Source organism: Ignavibacteriales bacterium, from assembly GCA_016709155.1.
Taxonomy (GTDB): Bacteria; Bacteroidota; Ignavibacteria; order Ignavibacteriales; family Ignavibacteriaceae; genus JADJEI01.
On record JADJEI010000013.1, the window covers coordinates 536,560 to 556,391 of the forward strand.

The window sequence follows — 19,832 nt, forward strand, 5'->3', positions numbered from 1 at the left end:
CTTTAAATAGGAATAATTATTATGAAAAATGGGAAATTTGTTATTATAAGAACAAAGGAAGCTGTGCTACCATTTGGCTGCTCAAAAGTACCGCAAGTATTTGATGAGGAAGACGAATTATTATTAATTCAGGCGGTCAAAGAGAATAAAGATATAGCATTTGTAAAAAATGATTTAGATGGATTGTCAGAATTTGGCTGCCTGGCAAAAGTAAGCAGTTATGATTATGATCATTCTTTTGCTAAAGGTCTACAAACAGAATTTGGAGGAATAAATCAGGATTTACGGGCTATTGGTCACGCAATGATTCCAATGTATAAAAAATCGGATCTTTTAGAATGTATTAGGAATAAGCAATTGGAAAATCAACAATTCTCGGATATTTCCGAGGTTGAATTTTTGCTCTTTGATAGAATCAGTGTGAACGCAACATTAGATGAAATTAATATTAATTTCCATCAGGACACTGAAGAAAAGTATAATCAAAATAATTTAGGGAAGTTAAGTAATATTATTTTTGAAAATATTTTTGAACCTTTATCCTTTGACTGTATTCATTCTTTATCCTTTTATGCACTGAATAGATTTCTGCAAGGTTGCTCAGCAAAAAACGATCAATTCAAAAAGACGTTTTTAAAATCCAATTCGGAAAACCTGAGAGTTAAATCAATCATATCTTTATATGAGAAAGGTTTACTCAGATAACAATCAACATAAGCGGTGTAGCAGCCGCTTACTTAATAACCTATAATTCGGTATAAGAATACAGAGTTATTTAGGTTATCCAGCGCTAACAACTTCTTCCAATGTAATAGCGTTAGTACTGCAATTGGTGGGAATGATATTGTTGGAGTATCCCTTCCATAAAAATTTGGTTTGATGTTGTTGAAGTTACAATATCAACTCTTTGGGAATTAATTCAGTGAAACTAAGTGATGAACAAATTTCAAAGTTTCAAATATTGTACAAAAAAACTTTTAATGAAGAATTGACAAAAGAAGCCGCATTATCAAAGGCCATAAAACTTTCTAATTTAATAAATGTTGTTCGTACAATTAAAAATAGAAAAGTATAATTAGTAGCAGCCGGTAGTCCGGCTGCTTAATAAACGCAGGAGGATTAATAATGATAAAGACAAAATATTTTGTATATGCAAGAAAATCTTCAGAATCAGAAGACAGACAGGTTGAATCAATTTCTTCGCAAGTTGATGTTTTGAAAAAACTAGCTGAAGAAAGAAATTTAGATGTAGTTGATATTCTTACGGAAGCTAAATCGGCTAAAGCACCTGGTCGTCCAGTGTTTAATAAAATGCTTGAGAGGGTTGGTAAAGGAGAAGCTGATGGTATCATATGCTGGAAAACAGATCGGCTATTTCGAAATCCTGTAGACTTTGGCACAATAAGTTGGATGTTACAAAAATCAATTATTAAACATATCCAATGTAGTGATAGAAGTTATTATCCGGAGGACAATGTTCTTCTAATGAGCGTTGAGCAAGGAATGGCTAATCAATTTATCAGAGATCTTAGTAAAAATACTCAGCGAGGATTAAAAGCAAAAGCTGAGAGAGGCTGGTATCCAGCACAACCTCCGCTTGGCTATCTTCATAACCCCAATAAGAGAAAAGGTGAAAAGGAAATGATGAAGGACCCTGCACGATTTGAAATGACAAGAAAGATTTTTGATTGGATGCTTAGTGGTACTTATCTGCCATCTCAAGTTATTGATAAAGCTGCCAAAGAACTTGGTTTAACAAACAGATTTAATCGAAGCGTTGGAAGAGCAACTATTTATCAGACACTTAGAAATCCATTTTATTATGGATACTATGAATATCCCAAAGGTAGTGGTAACTGGATTAAAGGTAAACACGAGCCAATGATTACCAAAGTTGAATATGATAGGATACAAAAGCTTTTAGCTAAGAACGAAAATCCAAAATCTGAAAGTAAGATTTTGCATTTACAGGCCTGATTAGATGTGGTGAATGTGGTGCAATGATTACAGCTGAGGATAAAGTAAAGAATCAGAAAAATGGTAATGTTCACAACTACACTTACTATAGTTGTACAAAAAGAACAAAACATGTTTGCTCTCAAAAAACAGTTGAAGTAAAAATAGCTTGAAGAGCAGATACAAGAAATTTTGCAAAGCATTGTTATCCCTGAGGAGTTTATAAAATTTGCGATTGAAGTTATAGATAATGATGTTGAAGGTGATTCCAAGAAAAATCGTGAGTTTATTGAAACGTACAAAAGAGAATTGCATAGTCTAGCTAGGAAAAATGATAAACTGATGGAGATGAAATTAGGTGACCTGATAGATGAAGAAGAGTTCAAAAGCAAAAGATCAGAATAAAAGAAAAGAGAATTGGAATTAAGAACGTTGATTGAAGATTTTGAATCAAAAGATAGTCACACTGCAACTGGTGTAAATGATTTATTATTATTTGGTCAGATTGCCCCTGACGCATTTCAAAATGCTACGCTAGAAGAGAAAAGAATAATTTTGAGCTCTCTTGGTTCGAACCTCTTAATAAAGGATAGAAAGTTGCAAATTCAGTTCGAAAAGCCACTTTCTTATCTAAAAGATATTGCAAGTTCAGTTAAGGGGAAAAGAGTGAAAAAAGGTCGGTTAGAACCTGCGCAAGTAGTAATAAAAAAAGGGACTTACAGTGATAACGAAACCATAAATCCCTTAGTGCTCCGCGAGCAGGACTCGAACCTGCAACCCTTCGGTTAACAGCCGAATGCTCCACCATTGAGCTATCGCGGAAAGTAAAAAACAAAAAATCAAGCACCGCAAATAACTGTCGGTTAACATCCCGATGAATCGGGATCCACCATTGAGCTATCATGGAAGTTTCAAATAATTAAATACATCATTTACTTCTCAAAATTCGGAAGTCAAACATAGGTATTATGAAGTATTTAGTCAAGAAATTTGGCAAAAATATTCGCTAAAAATTGCAATTAAAATGTGTAATGGCGTACTTCTTTAGGATCTATCAAATTAAAAATTATCAAAACTCTAATTTTTCATATTTATCCATTACTTCTCTTTATAGATAAATTTGAATAATAGCTTTTCATTAATGAGAAATAATAATGTTACTTCTGCCAATTTTTAGCAATACGCACAGATAATTTTAGGTGATTTTTGTTTGTAATCAAATCATTGATCTGAATATTCGGAGCTAATCTGGTGGTATGATTTTTTAGTACAATTTATTAGAAATTTAGAAGTTCTAAAATTTTAAGGGAATTATTGAAGATGAAAAATCAAAATCGCCGTGATTTTATAAAATTTTCTGTTGCTGCCGGAGTTGGCTCAACATTACTAACCGGTTCAGCTCAAGCTGGTCCAAAAAATATTTTGTCACCTGACAGGATGGGAGTGTTAGTTGACACAACTGTTTGTATTGGCTGCGGTAATTGCGAATTGGCTTGCCGTGAAGCTCACAACCTCCCCCCGATCAACGAAGAAAAAAATCAACAGCTAATTCAAAAAAAGTCCAGACGTCCCGACGATACCTCACTTACAGTAGTAAATAAATTTTCTAACAAAACTGAAAAAGATATTTTTGTTAAAGTACAGTGCATGCACTGTGATCATCCAGCGTGCGTTTCTGCCTGCATAGTCGGAGCTTTTTCAAAGGAAGAAAATGGCTCTGTTATTTGGGATACAGATAAATGTATTGGTTGTCGTTATTGCATGGTTGCTTGTCCGTTTCAAGTCCCTGCCTTTGAATATGATAAGGCAATTAATCCTTCGATATTAAAATGTGACTTTTGTTTCAATCGAACCGCAGAAGGATTACTGCCTGCTTGTGTGGAGAATTGCCCAATGGAAGTAATGCTTTATGGACCTCGAACCGAACTGGTTAGAATTGCACGTGAAAGAGTTAAAAAATTTCCTGATAGGTATGTTAACCATATTTATGGTGAAGCTGAGGTTGGTGGAACTTCCTGGATGTATCTGGCATCGACTAATTTTTCTGATTTGAAATTTCCAAAGCTTGGTAAAAATGAAGCTCCCGGTGTTTCTGAATCAATTCAGCATGGGATATTTTCCTATTTCATTCCGCCCATTTCACTTTATGCCTTGCTGGGAGGAATAATGTGGATTACTAAGCGAAAAACGGATAACAGGGGGGAGGAATAACCATGGGAATTACACATGTTGCTGCTCCTCTAAAGAAAAAATATTTTACTCCCGGAGTAATGGTGCTTTGTGTTTTAGCTCTTAACGCTTTGATTGTTTTAACACTTAGACTAATCTTTGGAATTGGGAGCGTTACAAATTTAAATAACCAATACCCCTGGGGTTTATGGATTGGAGTGGATGTTGCCGCTGGTGTTGCATTAGCCGCTGGAGGGTTTACTTCTGCAGCTCTCGGACATGTCATGCACAAAGAGCAGTATCATGCCATTGTCAGACCGGCATTGCTGACTGCGATGCTTGGATATACTTTTGTAGCTGCGGGAGTTGCAACTGATATTGGCAGATGGTATTTCATCTGGCATCCATTAATTATGTGGAATGGCAACTCTGCTCTCTTTGAAGTTGGTATCTGCGTTATGATTTATATGTCAGTTTTATATATTGAATTTCTTCCAATCGTGACTGAAAGATTCATCGGCAAGGTTAAGTTAAAAGGATTGCTTTCATTTTTGAATAGTCCGCTTGATAAATTACTTCGTTTACTTGATAGGGGACTTTCAAAAACGATGTTTGTTTTTATCATTGCAGGTGTTGTTCTTTCTACACTCCATCAGTCTTCTCTTGGTACTTTAATGGTTATAGCCGGTCCTAAAATGCACCCCCTTTGGCAGACACCAATTCTCCCTCTGCTATTTTTAATTTCTGCAATTTCAGTCGGGTTTCCAATGGTAATTTTTGAGTCGCTGCTGGCAGCTCGTTCGTTTGGACTAAAACCCGAAATGAAAATTCTTTCTAAACTGAGTACAATTGTTGGACCGCTGCTTGGTGTTTACCTGGCTTTCAAGCTGGGTGATATGTTTATAAGAGGTACATTTATTTACTTAACCGAATTTTCGACAGCAAGTGTAATGTTTGTTATTGAACTTGTCGTTGGAGTAATAATTCCGCTTCGAATGTTCTTTTCCGATTATGTCCGGCACTCCCAACTTCTGTTGTTTATTGCCTCTTGTCTGGTTGTGTTCGGAGTTTTATTAAACAGGATTAATAATTTTATAGTAGCTTATAACCCACCTTATTCATTCGGTTCGTACTTTCCATCATTCGGCGAAATATCACTTACTGTTGGGTTCGCAGCGCTTCTGGTACTCATCTACAGATTTATTGTAATTAACTTTCCTGTTATCAGCCGGGAAGAAATTTCTGTCGCTTCTAAAACGAAATATTCAATAAGGGGATAGAATGAAGACGAAAATTTTATTAATGATAATTATTGGTTTAATTAATGCTCCTTCTTTTTCACAAACTAAAACTCAAAAGCATTCGGAAATTAATGTTGATTGCAAATCGTGTCACACCTGTGACGTTCCCACAAAAAAGCAGCCCTGCCTTGTAGAGTGCCCGCGCGGCTCGATGATTACTATTCATCAGCTCCCCGAAGATGCACCCGGCGTTTTTGTACTTGATCAATTGTCTTCCAAATATCTTCCGGTTATTTTTTCACACAAAAGCCATGCACAAATGATTCAAATGACGGGAAGCTGCGAATCGTGTCATCATTATAATACTCTTGGTCCTATTCTTTCTTGCAATAACTGTCATGAAAAAAACAGGGAACGCGATGACCTCTCGAAACCCGATCTGATGGCTGCATACCATAGACAGTGTATCGGCTGTCATTCAGATTGGAATTCAAAAAATGACTGCAACTCATGCCACCTCCCTAAGAAGGGAAATGAAAAATTAAGTGAGAAAGATGTCAAAAAATATATCGATAAAGATCATCCCAAAGTTGAAACACCGGAGAAAATAACTTTCAAAACTGATTATGATAAAGGAAAGCTTGTAACATTTTATCATAATGAACATGCTGAAAGGTTTTCGCTCTCGTGTGAAAGTTGTCATCAAAATGAAAGCTGCAGTAAGTGTCATGCGGAGCAAAAAGATTTGAAGAAATTAAAAACACTCGATGAACATCACAAGCCTTGTTTTAGCTGTCACGGTAAGGATGAGTGCAGTACCTGTCACTCTTCTACAGAAAAAAAGCCATTTGATCATTTCACTTCGACCGGGTGGCAGTTAAAAAGTTATCATCAAAAACTAAGCTGTACAAAATGTCATTCGAATAAGAAAAAATTTGAAAAACTTAATAGCAATTGTCAGAATTGCCACGACATTTGGAACAGTGAAACTTTTGATCATAAAGTAACAGGCTTATCACTCGACGAAAATCATTCCGCTTTCGATTGTTCTGATTGTCATATTGATAATGATTTTTCAAAATCACCGGTTTGCGCTAATTGCCACGATGATTTTAATTATCCGGCACAGAAACCGGGCAAAATATTAAAAAAGTAGGTTGATGAATTATGTTCAATAAAATTGGTTTTAAACTGATTTTTATTGTTGGTGTTACAGTACTATTAATTATTGGCGGATTTGCCTTCATAAATATCACAAGTCACAGCACTGATTTGTTAAATGAAGTTGAGAGGCATGCAAATCAACTTAGTGAAACAGTTAAGTACAGTACTCGTTATGATATGATGCTCAACCAGCGGGATCATATTCATCAAGTAATTAATACAATCGGGGAACAGCCCGGCATTCGTGATGTGAGAATTTTAAACAAGGTTGGCAAAATTATTTACTCAACGAAGCTATCTGATATTGGCAAGATGGTTAATAAGCGCGCAGAGAGCTGCTATGCTTGTCATGCGGAAGACAAACCACTCGAAATAATTTCGATAAAAGAAAAGACAAGAATTTTCAGACTCGATCCTGATTCAAGCCGTGTGCTGGGAGTGATAAATCCAATTTATAATGATAAATCATGCTGGCAGGCAGAATGTCATGCTCATTCGCGGGAGAAAATTGTACTTGGCGTACTTGATGTTACAATTTCATTGGAGGAAGTGGATAAACAAATTCAAAATAGTGAAATGGAAATCGCTGTGTTCGCCGTTATTTCAATTTTGATAATCAGTTTCATTATTGCTTTCTTTGTTAAAAGGTGGGTGGATAAACCTGTGAATGTATTACTCGCTGCAACAAAACAAGTAGCCGATGGAAATTTGAATTATAAAATTGAGCAAAGCAGTAAAGATGAAATTGGAAAGCTTGCCGGTTCTTTTAATAATATGACAAAAAAATTATCTGAAGCCCGCTTGCAGCTTTTCCACTCTGATAAACTTGCTTCACTCGGAAGGCTTGCTGCCGGTGTAGCACACGAGATAAATAATCCTCTTACAGGAGTATTGACTTACAGCAGTTTCCTTTTGAAAAGAACAAAAGGCAATCCTGAACTGCAGGAAGATTTAAATGTAATTGTTCGAGAAACTTTACGTAGCAGAGAAATAGTGAAAAGTCTTTTAGATTTTGCTCGTCAATCTGTTCCCAAGAAAAGCTCTTCAAATATTCATGAAATAATTGAAAGAGCAATTGGTGTTGTAGAAAATCAGCTTAGTCTAAAAAAAATTGTTGTGAAGAAGAATTTTGATGCAGCGCTGCCTAAAATTATTCTCGATGCAAATCAAATGCAGCAGGTTTTTATAAATCTGCTGGTTAACGCTGCAGATGCTATTGGAAAAAAAGGGGGGACAATCAATATTACAACATCCGAACTCAAACTTTCTCCGCTTGGATTATTACAAATTAAAAAAGCTCAGTGCAGCAAACGGCACAGTCTAATAGATAATGAAATTAAAATTGACGGCAAACCATCGGTTAAAATAAAAGTGAAATCTGATTCCGCTGAAGGATTCATTAATCTCGACCCGATTTATGGAAAACATAAAAACATTTTTCCGGTGAATTTCAATTCTTCGAATGATTTGAAATTTCTTTGTCCTGAATGTGAAACTAATTTGCTTATTGATTCGAGGGTTTGTCCTCAGTGCGGTTCTGGTCTCATTAGTTTTACCACCCCTCCTCAAGGAACATTCGAGTGCTGCACAAATCAAGGGTGCAACTGGCAGTCCTGGGATTTAGTCGGCAAGGAATCGAGGCTAGATTATCTCGAAATAAAAATCTCTGATACAGGGTGTGGTATCGCAAAAGAAGAACTTGACAAAATCTTTGAGCCTTTCTTCTCAACAAAAGGGCAAAAGGGTACAGGACTTGGGCTGGCTGTTATCTGGGGAATTATTGATAACCACGATGGAATTATTTCTGTTGAAAGTGAATTCGACAAAGGCACAACATTTTCTATCAAACTTCCTATTCAAAAAATATAGTGAAAAAAGAAAAAGACATATTAGCCATTGATGACGAGCAGGTAGTGGTAAATGCGATTGTAAAAATTTTAGGCAACGAAAATTTTTCTGTGGATACATCCACAAATAGCAGTGAAGCATTAGCTAAAATAAATTCGAATAAATATAACCTTATCATTTGTGATATTATGATGCCTGATGCAGACGGGTTTGAAATATTAAATCAAGTACAAAAAAGTGCTGCTTCCACACCTATTATTATGTCATCGGGTTATTCAACTATAGAAAATGCTGTTCGTTCTTTGTATGAAGGAGCAGTTGATTTCGTTCCGAAGCCTTTTACTGCTGATGAATTAATCAGTTCGGTGAAGAGGGCTTTAAAATATTCCGGCTTGATAAAATTAAATTCAGAATTTGAAAATCAAAAAAATTTATTCTTTGTTTCCTGTCCGTCAAAATATCGCAGACTTGGATACTCAACCTGGTCATTTACTGAAAGAGACGGAACGGCTATAATTGGAATGACTGATATTTTTATAAAAAGCCTTGAACAAATAGAAGAGATAATTTTCCCGGATGGCATTGAGGAAGTAGTTCAGGCAAATAGCTGCTTGCAAATTAAAACTTCTGATGGATTACTCCACGATGTTCTTTCACCAATTTCCGGAAGAATAGTTGAGAAAAATTTTGAACTGGTCAATCATAAAGAAATTCTTGAAAAAGATCCTTACTTCAAAGGATGGGTCTACAGAATAATACCAACGGATTATGAATATGAATCTAAAAATCTTATTCCCTGCAGCTCAGATAGATGTTAATAAAATTTTGAATAATAACTTAAGGGAGATGAAACAATGACACTTTTATTTTTTGTACTTGCAGTAATTATCTTTATTACCGCCGATGTAATCATCCGACACTTCGGAAGAAAATTCCAGGAAAATAAATCACGCAAAGAACGCGAAACAGTACTTTCCGTTAGTCTAAACCTCGATTTCAGCAAAGAAGCAAAATCACTCAAACGTGTTGAAGTTGAAAAACCAAAAGCACGGATTCTCTGTGTTGACGATGAGCCTGTGATATTAGACAGTTTTAGAAAAATCCTCGTACTTGAAGGTTATTCCGTTGATACTGTTGAAGACGGAAGAGAAGCGTTAAAGCTTTTACAAACTCATCATTATGATTTTGTTTTTACCGATTTGAAAATGCCTAATATGGATGGGGTTGAAGTTACAAAATCAGTTAAGCACCTGCGTCCCGATATTGACGTAATAATCATTACAGGTTATGCCTCCGTTGAAACCGCTGTGGAAACTATGAAATTCGGTGCAATGGATTATGTTCAAAAACCTTTTACTGAAGATGAGCTGATTGCGTTTGTTAAAAAAACTTTAATTAAAAGACAGGATAGAATTGAAAAACAACTGAAGCCTAAAGTGCACATCACTCATTATCCGGGCATAGAGCAGATAGGCGGGGGTGAATTTCAAATTCCCGGAGGAGTATTTATTTCTCCTGGACATTGCTGGGCAAGTATGAGTGAAGACGGCAACGTAAAGGTTGGCTTAGATGATTTTGCAAAAAAACTTATCGGCAAAATAAATGATGTTGAACTGCCAAATCTTGGAATGAAAATTAATAGCGGACAGCCTCTTTTTACAGTTAAACAAGGAAGCAGGACAATCACCTTTAATTCACCGGTGAGCGGGCAAATTTCGCAGATAAATACTTTGTTGAAAAATAATCCCGAAGCTTTGGATGTAACCACCTACGAAAATAACTGGGTCTGTGTAATTGATGCTGACGATCTCGATTCTGAAATTCAAAGATTAAAAATCGGCAAAGCTGCAGTAACATTTTATCAGGAAGAAATAGAAAAAGCAAAAGCAATCGTAAAGAAAATTGAACCCGGCTCGAAATCGAAAAGTGAAGCTGATGAAAATGGAGAGCTGCATGTTGGTGAGCTTGAAACATTAGATGATTTCGGATGGGACAAATTAACGTCAGAGTTTTTTAGAAAATAAAATAACTTAGTTGAAATTATAAAGGCTATCTCAAAAGTAATTATTACTGTCACATTGAGTGGTGGCATTGCCACCATCGAAGTGTGAATTCAGTCTTCGATGGCATTGCCACTCAGACTGACAAAATGAGATTTTTGAGGCAGCCTCAGTCTTTTAAATATAATCAATTGTTCCAGGGCTGTTCAGAAATGGGCAGCCTTTTTTATTAGTTGATATTTCATTTCTTTGTGCTTAAGTTTCAAACAAAAATATTTAGGGATAAAAAAATGACAACAAAAAAGCTTCTGTTCAAAAACTCCCGGCCCCTAAAGTATTTTATCTTTAGTCTTACTTTTATTGTTTTTGCAGTGATATTAACAAGCTGCGAACAAAACCCCACTGCCCCAAACGAACCGCCCAAACCACCCGGCTACCAGGAAGATATTTACTGGCCTAGCCTTGCCGATAGCCCCTGGCCTATGAACCATCACGATCCACAAAGTACAGGGAGGAGCAAATTCGTTGGACCAGCTTCAGTAAAAAGCATATCATTCCTCTCTAGTGGCGAGCTTCAAAACAGTATAGCCATTGGCTTAGAAAATAACATATTATTTTCTCCGACACGAGACTCTGCGAGTTTGTATTCAATTAATTTTGACGGACAAATTTTATGGACAATTAATATACCTTCCTCAGAAATTTTCACAACACCTCTGGTTGCTGCAGATGGTACCGTGTATTTTTTTACAAGACAGTTCAATGATTGGAATTTATATTCAGTTGAAAAAAATGGAAACATCAAATGGAGTTATAAACCCGGTGGGGGGTTAATGACACTTGGATTAAATATCGGAATTGATGGGACCATCTATTTTATTGATGGCTTACAAAATCTGGTTGCGCTTGATAAATGGGGCAAAGAAAAATGGAAACTAAACGACAATCGTTTTTTCTCTAATATGTATTCCTCATTAAGTTTTTCCCCCGATGGTAATGACTTATATATACAAGGACTTTCTGATGTTACATTAATTGCTGTTAGTATTATCGAGCATAAAGTCATTTGGACTTGGGGGCAACGCCCTTTATACAATTCTCCGGTGGTGGATTCTGAAGGTCATATTTATGTTTTTCCATCATATAACCAACAATCAGACGAACCAAAGTTTTATAGTATTAATAAAGATGGCACGATAAGATGGGAATTTCAATATAATCCATCAAGTTACGATTACTATCTGGGGTTAGACCCAACCATCGATAAGGAAGGGAATGTTTATTTTGGAAGCGATACTATTTACTCACTTAATTATGCTGGAATGTTAAATTGGAAATATGGAATTAACTCGGATTCTTTGTCTGATAACAATTCATCTCCTTTAGTATGTGATGCTCAGTCCAATATTTATCTTGGAACTTCTGAAAAAAAAATAATTTGCCTGGATAAAGAAGGTCAAGTACGATGGATCACGACACAGACTCAAGAAAGAGCCCTAGGTTACTCACCAGTAATCAATAATTTAGGAACACTGTTCTTCCCAACATTTCGTTCAAATAATATCATTAAAATTAAATAACTTGACCTATGAAAAACTTATCTCTAAAATTTGTGCTTATTTTTTCCAATATCTCATTTTGTCAAATACCTTATTCACCTGCAGTTGAAATTTTCTTAGGCTTAGAAAACGCTTCTGTCTCTCATACTATCAATATGAATTCTTTTGGAGCAGTATTTGGATACACATACAATGGTAATCATTCTTATGAAATTACAAATTATTATGATCACCTTGATTATGAAGCCCCGCCTAATTTATCAGAAGGTAATTGGGCTGGATTCGATTTTGTTTTTTCATCAACATCTCCACCTACATTTGATATTTACGGCTTTGGATTTTATAAAGTAACTATTGATGAAGGAACTTCATACTTTTTTTTAGATTATCGTGATCAGAGATATGGAAGTTATGAATTATACCCTCCCCCAAGTTATGGTCACGATGCTGATATCTGGATAAAATATGATGATAACTTAAACCAATTTTTTGTCAAATCCGACGGGGGCTTTGACTGGAATAATCCCGTACCGGTGGGTGCTATTCTTAGAATATAGGATATTAAACAAAAAGGAATTCCCTTTACTGATTTATTTCCTGATTTCTGGCAAAACTGCTTAGTGATAGGTACTTATATATATCAACCGCTTCAAATTGTCTGGGGTCCAAATCCGGACCAGTCAAATATTTCTAAATATTATTTATATCGCGAAATTGATGCGGGTGGTTTTACTAAAATTGGAGAGTATAACTATCAAACATTTAACTATAAGGATAAATCTTTACTCTATGAAGATGTAATACCGCATCATTCCGTGTCTTATTACGTCACTTCCTACAATGGAATGGAATCAACTCCAACAAACATAGCTACAGAAGATTATTTTATTAATTTCGACTTGAGCAACGGACTGATTCTTACAAAAAACGGAAATCATCCAAAGCTGGTTTGGGTGCCCAATAATACAATTCAAAATCTTACGGGTTATAAAATTTATAGAAAAGTTGATGATGAACCATTTTATTATATGGGTATGGTAGGTACGAACACATTCACGTACACCGATGGTGAAGTAAATCTAAACGTGAACGAAAGTGCCATACAGTATTATGTTGCAGCAACAAACGGTGGACAAGAGGATCCAACAAACACAGTCACAGCAATAGGAGATTATAATCCTCATAAAGAAAATCAGCAAGGCGAAAAATTATCAGTCCTAAAATATTTTCTTTCAGATAATTACCCCAACCCCTTCAACCCAAACACAAGCATCAGCTATTCAATTCCGGAAAATGCTTTTGTTACTTTGAAGATTTATGATGTGCTTGGAAATGAAGTTGTAGTTTTAATCAACGAACAAAAAGAGTCGGGCAATTATCAGATTGATTTTAATGCAAGTGAACTTTCCAGCGGAATTTATTATTACACATTAACCGCAGGAAACTTTACGAGCACTAAGAAGATGATCCTGGTGAAGTAAAAGCCTCACCTCGTACCCCCCAAAGCGGGGCAAGTCACCTCTCCAAAGGAGAGGGGAGTATCTTGAATATAATCAATTGTTCCAGGGCTGTTCAGAAATGGGCAGCCTTTTTTATTAGTTGATATTTCATTTCTTTGTACTTAAGTTTCAAACAAAAATATTTAGGGATAAAAAAAATGACAGTAAAAAATCTTCTGTTCAAAAACTCTCGGCCCCTAAAGTATTTTATCTTTAGTCTTACTTGTGTTGTATTTGCAGTGATATTGACAAGCTGCGAACAAAACCCCACCGCCCCAAACGAACCGCCAAAACCTCCCGGCTACCAGGAAGATATTTACTGGCCCAGCCTTGCGGATAGCCCTTGGCCTATGGAGCATCACGATCCCCAGAATACGGGTCGCAGCCAATACGGCGGTCCGAGAATAGGCGAAATTGAGTGGAGCCTTGACAGCATTTTTATTCGGAATAGCATTGCAGTCGGGGCAGATTCATCGATTTATGTTTCAACCGGTGAGGGTTTATATGCAATAAAGCCAAATGGGCAAACTAAATGGTTTTTTGAATTCCCGGAGGAGGGAGGAATAAGTTATAGTACTCCATTAGTTGCCGCCGATGGAACTATTTATTGTAGTTCCAATGGAATTACTAAAAATTTCTACGCAGTCAATGCAAACGGGACGTTAAAGTGGCAAGTGAAAGACATAGACCTTAAAATGAATGCGATAAATATAGGATTGGATGGAACTTTGTATTTTATTCAAAGCGGAGGAACGCTAACAGCGTTAAGTAGGTATGGTAAAATATTATGGACATACACTGACTCAAGATTTTACGGTGGAGATAATTCCGGGTTGTCGATTTCACCCGATGGAAAGACACTTTATCTATTCACGTATATTGTAGAAGGATGGCTTGCTGCATTTGATATTGAAAGTAGAACAATAAAGTGGAATTTTGGCGATGCTATCTCTGGTCACCCCGCAGTAGACAATGATGGCAATATTTATCTAATCGCTAATGTTGATTCTATCTACCAAGGTATCGCTGCGGTATATTCCCTCGATCAACAAGGAAGAATAAGATGGAGTCAACCGCTTTATTCTGGACATGCATATTTTTTTAGTACTCCAATCATAGACAAAATGGCAATATTTATTGTGGTTATGATAGTTTATATTCTTTTGATTACAATGGGATGCTTCGATGGAAAAAAGCTCTTTGTACTGATTGCCCACTCGGATTTGGTATTATTCGTTCGCCGCTGATATGTGATAATAGTGGTACAGTTTACGTTTCTATTCATTACGATGATTTAGTCTTAAAGGAAATCACAGCATTCAAAACTGATGGTTCCATTCTCTGGAGTTTAACACCTTCATTTTATATACGAGGGCTTTATTCAATTGTGATAGGCTTTAAGAATGATATTTTTTATCCTAATTATGAAGTATATAAATTCTTCAAGATTATTTAAAGGAGGCTAAAGTGAAAAAAATTAAACTTATTTCGTTGATTATATTAATAACAATTTCGAATGGCTTTTCTCAAGAATTGTTTAATGGACCCCAAAGAGAACTCTATCTTTATGGTGTAAATCTGCCCTCCTATCCTCCATTATATGAAGTTAAAGATACATTAAACGCTTTATCTGTCCTTTGGTGTCGTGCTACTAGTGATGATGATAATGGTTATCTCTGTTCTGTTTGTCCACAGAATTCATTTGTTACGATCACCAATCTCCCAACTGGAAGTTCGGGTTGGAATATTTGCAATGATGATGGGGAGCAATTTCCGTATTTCGGCTATTCGTTCTACAGGATGAATAATAATAAAACCGGGGACTATTTTTATCTGGACTTTAGAGATTGTAATTATAATTCTTCCATTACCTATGGTTATTTGAGCACAGACATTATTATAAAGTTTAATAAAAATTACGACGGTAATAATCATTCACGTTATGAATATACTGTAAGCAATCAACCAATCGAACCTATTACTAATGGCGATATTTTAAGAGTTTGGAATATTGAAAATCTCAGTCCCCCCAGCCATATATTCCAAAGACAGATTGCTTCCCTGATTTTTTGGCAAAACTGTCTCGTACTATTTCCTTCGCCCGATAACCACCCCCGTCTTATTTGGGGACCTCATCCTACTTTTAATGCTACACACTACAGAATTTACAGAGCAGTTAGTAACTATCCCGTTAATCCTTTAATTCTAACTTATTCCTTAATCTCAACGGTTAGCTCTTCTACCTTTGATTATATAGACTATGCTGTTACAATTCTGCCTGGTTATCAATATGCTTACTATTATTTAGTTGGATGGAATGGAACTACTCAGTCAGACAAAACAAATTATGTAAGCACTCAAGCAGAATTTCAAAAGCCTTTAATGGATATCCCTACCGATTTTAGCATATCACAAAACTACCCCAACCCCTTCAACCCAAACACCAACATCAGTTATTCAATTCCGGAAAATGCTTTTGTTACTTTGAAGATTTATGATGTGCTTGGAAATGAAGTTGAAGTTTTAATCAACGAGCAGAAAGAGTCGGGCAATTATCAAATTGATTTTAATGCAAGTGAGCTTTCCAGCGGAATATATTATTACACATTGACAGCCGGAAACTTTACGAGCACAAAAAAGATGTCGCTGATTAAATAACGGCTTCGTTTTTACAGAGATTCGACCCCAACGAAACCTCCAGGGTTTAGTGCCGAAGGCATCCATTCGGAGAAAACCTCGGAGGTTTTTTATTCGCAGTCATCCAGTGTGAAGTAATTCCTTTTACTGATGCTGCGATTTATCTTAATTGCAGGCTATTTTATCTTATCGGCACCGTAATCTTTGTTTTTCGCACGTTTTATTACTCTAAGCGTGCCGGTGATGTCATCTTACGATAATAATTTACTAAATTATATGGATAATATTAGAAATAATCTAAATAATACTAAATATTATTCAAATAATACTAAGTCTTATCCAAATAATAAATAATATTATTTACATAAATATATTATTTACTTAAATAATAATATATTTTACTTAAGTAAATTTGATTATTATTTATATAATCTTATATAATATTTGAATAAATCTATTTATTACTTAAATAATAAATAATAAATTGTAAATAATAAATCAAATATTTTAGATAATATTTGATATTATCTGCCAGAATTTATAAATTGGGTGCGTTAATACTAAACTAATGAGGATTTTTTATGCCAAAGCAGGACTATATACCAAAATTAAAGCCCAAGCTTTTCACGTGGGTTAAATCTTTTCTCGTAAATTTTCCCGCGCTTGCACCCGGCCTTGGAATTTCTGCCCCCTCTATTACCGATCTGACAAACCGTCTTAACGATTACCTGACCGCTTACACCGAAATGATAAGTCTGCGTGCAACATACCACGCCAAAGTCGCCGAAGTGAAATTGAAACGCAAGCACGCCATTTCCGAAGTGGGTGGGGTAAGATCAATTGTAAAAATTATGAAGGCGAGCAGTGCCTACACCCTTGCAGTAGGAGAAAGTTTACAAGTTGAGCTTGACGCGCCTGTGCCCGATAGGAACAATATGCAGCCGCGCTTTAAGGCAGAGGTGGATGCAAATAGGATTGTAAAATTATATTATAAGAAAAGAATTGCCAGCAGAGTGAATGCGTATTGCCGACGCGGAGGCGAAAAAGATTTTACTTTTATCGGGACCGATAGTATAAGTCCTATGCTTGATCCCCGCCCCAACCTAACCGATCAGCCCGAGGAAAGAGAGTATTATTTAATTTATGTAATTGACGATGTCCAGGTTGGAAAGAAATCGCCTTATCTAACAGTGACAGTTAAGGCAAGGGACTAGGGAAAAAACTTTTCTTTGGTCGGCGCTAACATCTGTGAATAATTGGATTGCTTCAAATTGTTCATTTTCAGCTTGTTTTAAACAGCCTATAACAAAAAATACTTTAAAAACTATACTAATTTTATATTGATTTTAAGCAATATTAGTGATAGATTTTGTTAGAAAATAAACTCTTTGGAGAAATAAATGTCTCTTTACGATTCCGACTTTTCAGGTGATGAAAACCTTGAATTTGAAAAAACCAATATTGAACAAGAAATTAAAAAATGTAAAAAGTCAATTGACGACGGCAGGATTTACAACTCCCTCGAATATATCGAAGATGTTTTACAGTTGTGCATCGAAGCCGATAAGAATGAAGACGGGTTATACTTTTCTGAAAAGCTTATAGAAATTTTTCCTTATAATGCCGAGTATTGGGTGAAACATGGTATTTGCCTTAGCGGGCTGCTTAGATTTGACGAAGCGATAAAATCATTTGAGAAATCGCTGTCACTAAATCCCGCCGATACCGAAGTACTGCTTGATAAAGCCACTGCCGAAGAAAGCAATGAAATGTTTGAGCAGGCTAAAGAATCATTGAACCAAATTTTATCCATTGAGCCAGGGCATGACGAAGCATATTTCAATTTAGGATTGATCGCACAAAAGGAAAATAATTTTGAACAAGCTGCAGGCTATTTCAAAAAAGCGATTGAGTTTGACGAAGATTATTCCGAAGCATGGTATGAGCTTGGCTTTTCTTATGAAAATCTTGACAAGCTTACGGAAGCACTCGAAGCCTATGAAAAATTTCTGGATCTTGAGCCGTATCATGCTAACGGCTGGTTCAACCGGGGGGTAGTGCTCGTCAGACTGAGTAAAACAGAACAGGCGATTAATAGTTACGATCTTGCATTGGCGCTCAAGGAAGATTTTGCAAGTGCATGGTTTAACAAAGGAAATGCTCTTGCGGACCTCGGCAGGTTTCAACCGGCGATTGACTGTTTCAAGAAGTCGCTCGAACTGGATAAGGACGATGAAGCATCTTTTTATAATATTGGAAATATTTATGAGGAAATGGGTGATCTTCATAGCGCAATAAAATATTATACCGAAAGTATAAAAATAAATGATCAGTACTATGAGGCATTCATTGCGCGTGGTTACTGTCACGATGCATCAGGGAAATTTCAATTAGCACTCAAAGATTTTAATAAAGCAATTTCGCTTTCGCAGGATAGGGCAGATGCCTGGTACGCCCGTGCTGATCTGGAGTACTCCCTTGGTCAGCTTCAAAACTCAATACTCAGTTACAGAGAGGCATTGAAAATTGAAAAGGATAATTTTGAAGTTTGGTTTAACCTTGCTGAAACACTTTTTGAACTTGGCGATTGGCTTGAAGCTTTAAATTCATTTGATGAGTGTATCAGGATAAACCCTAAAGATGCTAATTCATATTATGGAAAGGCGAAAGCAAATTTTATTTTAAGCAGACCGCAGGAAGCAGTTGAATGTTTGAAAATCGCCTTTACGCTTGATCCTGAAATAAAACAAGAGTTTGAAAAAGATTACCCTGAAATAAAATCATCAAGATTATTCAAAAAACTTCTTGGTGAAATTTGATAGTTCAATAATCTGACGTGTATCAAAAATATTTTTGTGTCATAAAATAAAATAGATATGAAAGATTCATTTAAAACAAATACTAAGCTGCTTGGTTTAATCGGTCACCCGATAAAACATACATACTCCCCCTACTTACACAATGTCGGAATCGAAATGACAGGAGTAAATTATGTGTATCTTCCTTTCGATGTACTTCCGGCAAATTTAAAAAATGCTGTAAAAGGAATTTTGACGCTTGGTGTTGCCGGTGTAAGTGTAACCCTCCCTCATAAAGAAACCGTAATCAGATATTTAAATGGACTATCTGAAGAAGCATCAACCATCGGAGCGGTTAATACAATTGTAAATGATCTTGGGAAACTTCAGGGATACAATACTGATGCAGAAGGAGTTTATGCAACATTGCTGCCGTACAAATCTCAAATAACGGGGGAGGAAGTTTCGGTAATTGGAGCAGGTGGTGCATCCCGATCGGTCATCTACACTTTAATCAGACACTTTCAGCCAAAAAAAATAAATCTTATCAATCGCACTGAACAGCGTGCTGAGGTTGTGAAAGAACATTTTGCTGCGAAGATGAGATACGATTCTTTCCAGGTGTTCGAACTTTTTCCACCTGATTTAGTTAGTGTGTTTAAGAATTCCAGTTTAATTGTAAATGCAACTGCTATCGGAATGTTTCCGGATAACGATGATTCGATAACCACATTATCCAAATCATTTTCGAAAGATCAGATTGTTTTTGATTTAGTTTACAACCCCCCTAAAACCAAACTGATGCAAATTGCAGAGTCTGAAGGTGCAAAAACTGTTGACGGTTTAACGATGTTAATTCACCAGGCAATTAAATCGTTTGAGCTATGGACAGGCAAGACGCTTGAGTTTGACAAACTTTACCGCGCATTAATTTCAGTTATAATCACCTAATTTAATATTA

General features: G+C 36.0%; 18 protein-coding genes and 1 tRNA gene. 18 read left to right on the forward strand and 1 reads right to left on the reverse strand.

From position 1 onward, the window contains the following. Positions 1 to 21: 21 nt before the first annotated feature. The 4 genes from IPH11_15745 (at position 22) to IPH11_15760 (ending at position 2,361) form a co-directional block, all read left to right on the forward strand. Positions 22 to 705, forward strand: coding sequence for a hypothetical protein (locus IPH11_15745; GenBank protein MBK6915036.1), 684 nt, complete (start codon positions 22 to 24; stop codon positions 703 to 705). Positions 706 to 1,125: 420 nt separating this feature from the next. Further along, complete coding sequence (locus IPH11_15750; GenBank protein MBK6915037.1) at positions 1,126 to 1,977, forward strand: recombinase family protein; 852 nt, start codon at positions 1,126 to 1,128, stop codon at positions 1,975 to 1,977. A 23-nt stretch (positions 1,978 to 2,000) separates the two neighbouring features. Continuing rightward, complete coding sequence (locus tag IPH11_15755; GenBank protein ID MBK6915038.1) at positions 2,001 to 2,129, forward strand: hypothetical protein; 129 nt, start codon at positions 2,001 to 2,003, stop codon at positions 2,127 to 2,129. Positions 2,130 to 2,148: 19 nt separating this feature from the next. Then, positions 2,149 to 2,361: a hypothetical protein gene (locus IPH11_15760; GenBank protein MBK6915039.1), complete on the forward strand. Its 213-nt coding sequence runs from the start codon at positions 2,149 to 2,151 to the stop codon at positions 2,359 to 2,361. Positions 2,362 to 2,706: 345 nt separating this feature from the next. Here the strand turns inward: IPH11_15760 and IPH11_15765 are convergent. Beyond that, positions 2,707 to 2,778: transfer RNA gene (locus IPH11_15765), tRNA-Asn, on the reverse strand. Positions 2,779 to 3,276: 498 nt separating this feature from the next. Here IPH11_15765 and IPH11_15770 point away from each other — a divergent pair. The 14 genes from IPH11_15770 (at position 3,277) to IPH11_15835 (ending at position 19,822) form a co-directional block, all read left to right on the forward strand. Then, a complete protein-coding gene (locus IPH11_15770) occupies positions 3,277 to 4,167 on the forward strand; it encodes a 4Fe-4S dicluster domain-containing protein (protein ID MBK6915040.1) in 891 nt (296 codons plus the stop codon). 2 nt (positions 4,168 to 4,169) lie between these two features. After that, positions 4,170 to 5,405 carry a Ni/Fe-hydrogenase cytochrome b subunit gene (gene hybB / locus IPH11_15775; protein ID MBK6915041.1) on the forward strand — a complete coding sequence of 412 codons (1,236 nt, stop codon included), beginning with the start codon at positions 4,170 to 4,172 and terminating at the stop codon, positions 5,403 to 5,405. Between the two features lies 1 nt (position 5,406). Beyond that, complete coding sequence (locus tag IPH11_15780; GenBank protein ID MBK6915042.1) at positions 5,407 to 6,522, forward strand: hypothetical protein; 1,116 nt, start codon at positions 5,407 to 5,409, stop codon at positions 6,520 to 6,522. 11 nt (positions 6,523 to 6,533) lie between these two features. Next, positions 6,534 to 8,399: a HAMP domain-containing protein gene (locus tag IPH11_15785; protein MBK6915043.1), complete on the forward strand. Its 1,866-nt coding sequence runs from the start codon at positions 6,534 to 6,536 to the stop codon at positions 8,397 to 8,399. Continuing rightward, a complete protein-coding gene (locus tag IPH11_15790; GenBank protein MBK6915044.1) occupies positions 8,399 to 9,196 on the forward strand; it encodes a response regulator in 798 nt (265 codons plus the stop codon). Before IPH11_15785 ends, IPH11_15790 begins: the two co-directional genes overlap by 1 nt. Before the next feature lie 36 nt (positions 9,197 to 9,232). Continuing rightward, positions 9,233 to 10,402, forward strand: coding sequence for a response regulator (locus IPH11_15795; protein MBK6915045.1), 1,170 nt, complete (start codon positions 9,233 to 9,235; stop codon positions 10,400 to 10,402). Between the two features lie 266 nt (positions 10,403 to 10,668). Next, entirely contained in the window at positions 10,669 to 11,958 is a 1,290-nt protein-coding gene (locus IPH11_15800) for a PQQ-like beta-propeller repeat protein (GenBank protein ID MBK6915046.1), read from the forward strand. Positions 11,959 to 11,966: 8 nt separating this feature from the next. Next, entirely contained in the window at positions 11,967 to 12,494 is a 528-nt protein-coding gene (locus IPH11_15805) for a hypothetical protein (protein ID MBK6915047.1), read from the forward strand. 471 nt (positions 12,495 to 12,965) lie between these two features. Further along, positions 12,966 to 13,418 carry a T9SS type A sorting domain-containing protein gene (locus IPH11_15810; protein ID MBK6915048.1) on the forward strand — a complete coding sequence of 151 codons (453 nt, stop codon included), beginning with the start codon at positions 12,966 to 12,968 and terminating at the stop codon, positions 13,416 to 13,418. 176 nt (positions 13,419 to 13,594) lie between these two features. Continuing rightward, positions 13,595 to 14,683, forward strand: a complete 1,089-nt coding sequence (locus IPH11_15815; GenBank protein MBK6915049.1) for a PQQ-binding-like beta-propeller repeat protein — start codon at positions 13,595 to 13,597, stop codon at positions 14,681 to 14,683. 1,135 nt (positions 14,684 to 15,818) lie between these two features. Then, positions 15,819 to 16,094, forward strand: a complete 276-nt coding sequence (locus IPH11_15820; GenBank protein ID MBK6915050.1) for a T9SS type A sorting domain-containing protein — start codon at positions 15,819 to 15,821, stop codon at positions 16,092 to 16,094. A gap of 560 nt (positions 16,095 to 16,654) precedes the next feature. Beyond that, the gene (locus IPH11_15825; GenBank protein MBK6915051.1) at positions 16,655 to 17,287 is read left to right on the forward strand and encodes a hypothetical protein; all 633 of its coding nucleotides are present in this window, start codon (positions 16,655 to 16,657) and stop codon (positions 17,285 to 17,287) included. Positions 17,288 to 17,473: 186 nt separating this feature from the next. After that, complete coding sequence (locus tag IPH11_15830) at positions 17,474 to 18,892, forward strand: tetratricopeptide repeat protein (protein ID MBK6915052.1); 1,419 nt, start codon at positions 17,474 to 17,476, stop codon at positions 18,890 to 18,892. A gap of 57 nt (positions 18,893 to 18,949) precedes the next feature. Further along, complete coding sequence (locus IPH11_15835; protein MBK6915053.1) at positions 18,950 to 19,822, forward strand: shikimate dehydrogenase; 873 nt, start codon at positions 18,950 to 18,952, stop codon at positions 19,820 to 19,822. Positions 19,823 to 19,832: the final 10 nt, after the last annotated feature.

Coding starts and splice junctions, on each gene's coding strand:
- IPH11_15745 (MBK6915036.1), top strand. CDS start 22: ATGAAAAATGGGAAATTTGTTATTATAAGAACAAAGGAAGCTGTGCTA.
- IPH11_15750 (MBK6915037.1), top strand. CDS start 1,126: ATGATAAAGACAAAATATTTTGTATATGCAAGAAAATCTTCAGAATCA.
- IPH11_15755 (MBK6915038.1), top strand. CDS start 2,001: ATGATTACAGCTGAGGATAAAGTAAAGAATCAGAAAAATGGTAATGTT.
- IPH11_15770 (MBK6915040.1), top strand. CDS start 3,277: ATGAAAAATCAAAATCGCCGTGATTTTATAAAATTTTCTGTTGCTGCC.
- hybB (MBK6915041.1), top strand. CDS start 4,170: ATGGGAATTACACATGTTGCTGCTCCTCTAAAGAAAAAATATTTTACT.
- IPH11_15780 (MBK6915042.1), top strand. CDS start 5,407: ATGAAGACGAAAATTTTATTAATGATAATTATTGGTTTAATTAATGCT.
- IPH11_15785 (MBK6915043.1), top strand. CDS start 6,534: ATGTTCAATAAAATTGGTTTTAAACTGATTTTTATTGTTGGTGTTACA.
- IPH11_15795 (MBK6915045.1), top strand. CDS start 9,233: ATGACACTTTTATTTTTTGTACTTGCAGTAATTATCTTTATTACCGCC.
- IPH11_15800 (MBK6915046.1), top strand. CDS start 10,669: ATGACAACAAAAAAGCTTCTGTTCAAAAACTCCCGGCCCCTAAAGTAT.
- IPH11_15805 (MBK6915047.1), top strand. CDS start 11,967: ATGAAAAACTTATCTCTAAAATTTGTGCTTATTTTTTCCAATATCTCA.
- IPH11_15810 (MBK6915048.1), top strand. CDS start 12,966: ATGGGTATGGTAGGTACGAACACATTCACGTACACCGATGGTGAAGTA.
- IPH11_15815 (MBK6915049.1), top strand. CDS start 13,595: ATGACAGTAAAAAATCTTCTGTTCAAAAACTCTCGGCCCCTAAAGTAT.
- IPH11_15820 (MBK6915050.1), top strand. CDS start 15,819: ATGGATATCCCTACCGATTTTAGCATATCACAAAACTACCCCAACCCC.
- IPH11_15825 (MBK6915051.1), top strand. CDS start 16,655: ATGCCAAAGCAGGACTATATACCAAAATTAAAGCCCAAGCTTTTCACG.
- IPH11_15830 (MBK6915052.1), top strand. CDS start 17,474: ATGTCTCTTTACGATTCCGACTTTTCAGGTGATGAAAACCTTGAATTT.
- IPH11_15835 (MBK6915053.1), top strand. CDS start 18,950: ATGAAAGATTCATTTAAAACAAATACTAAGCTGCTTGGTTTAATCGGT.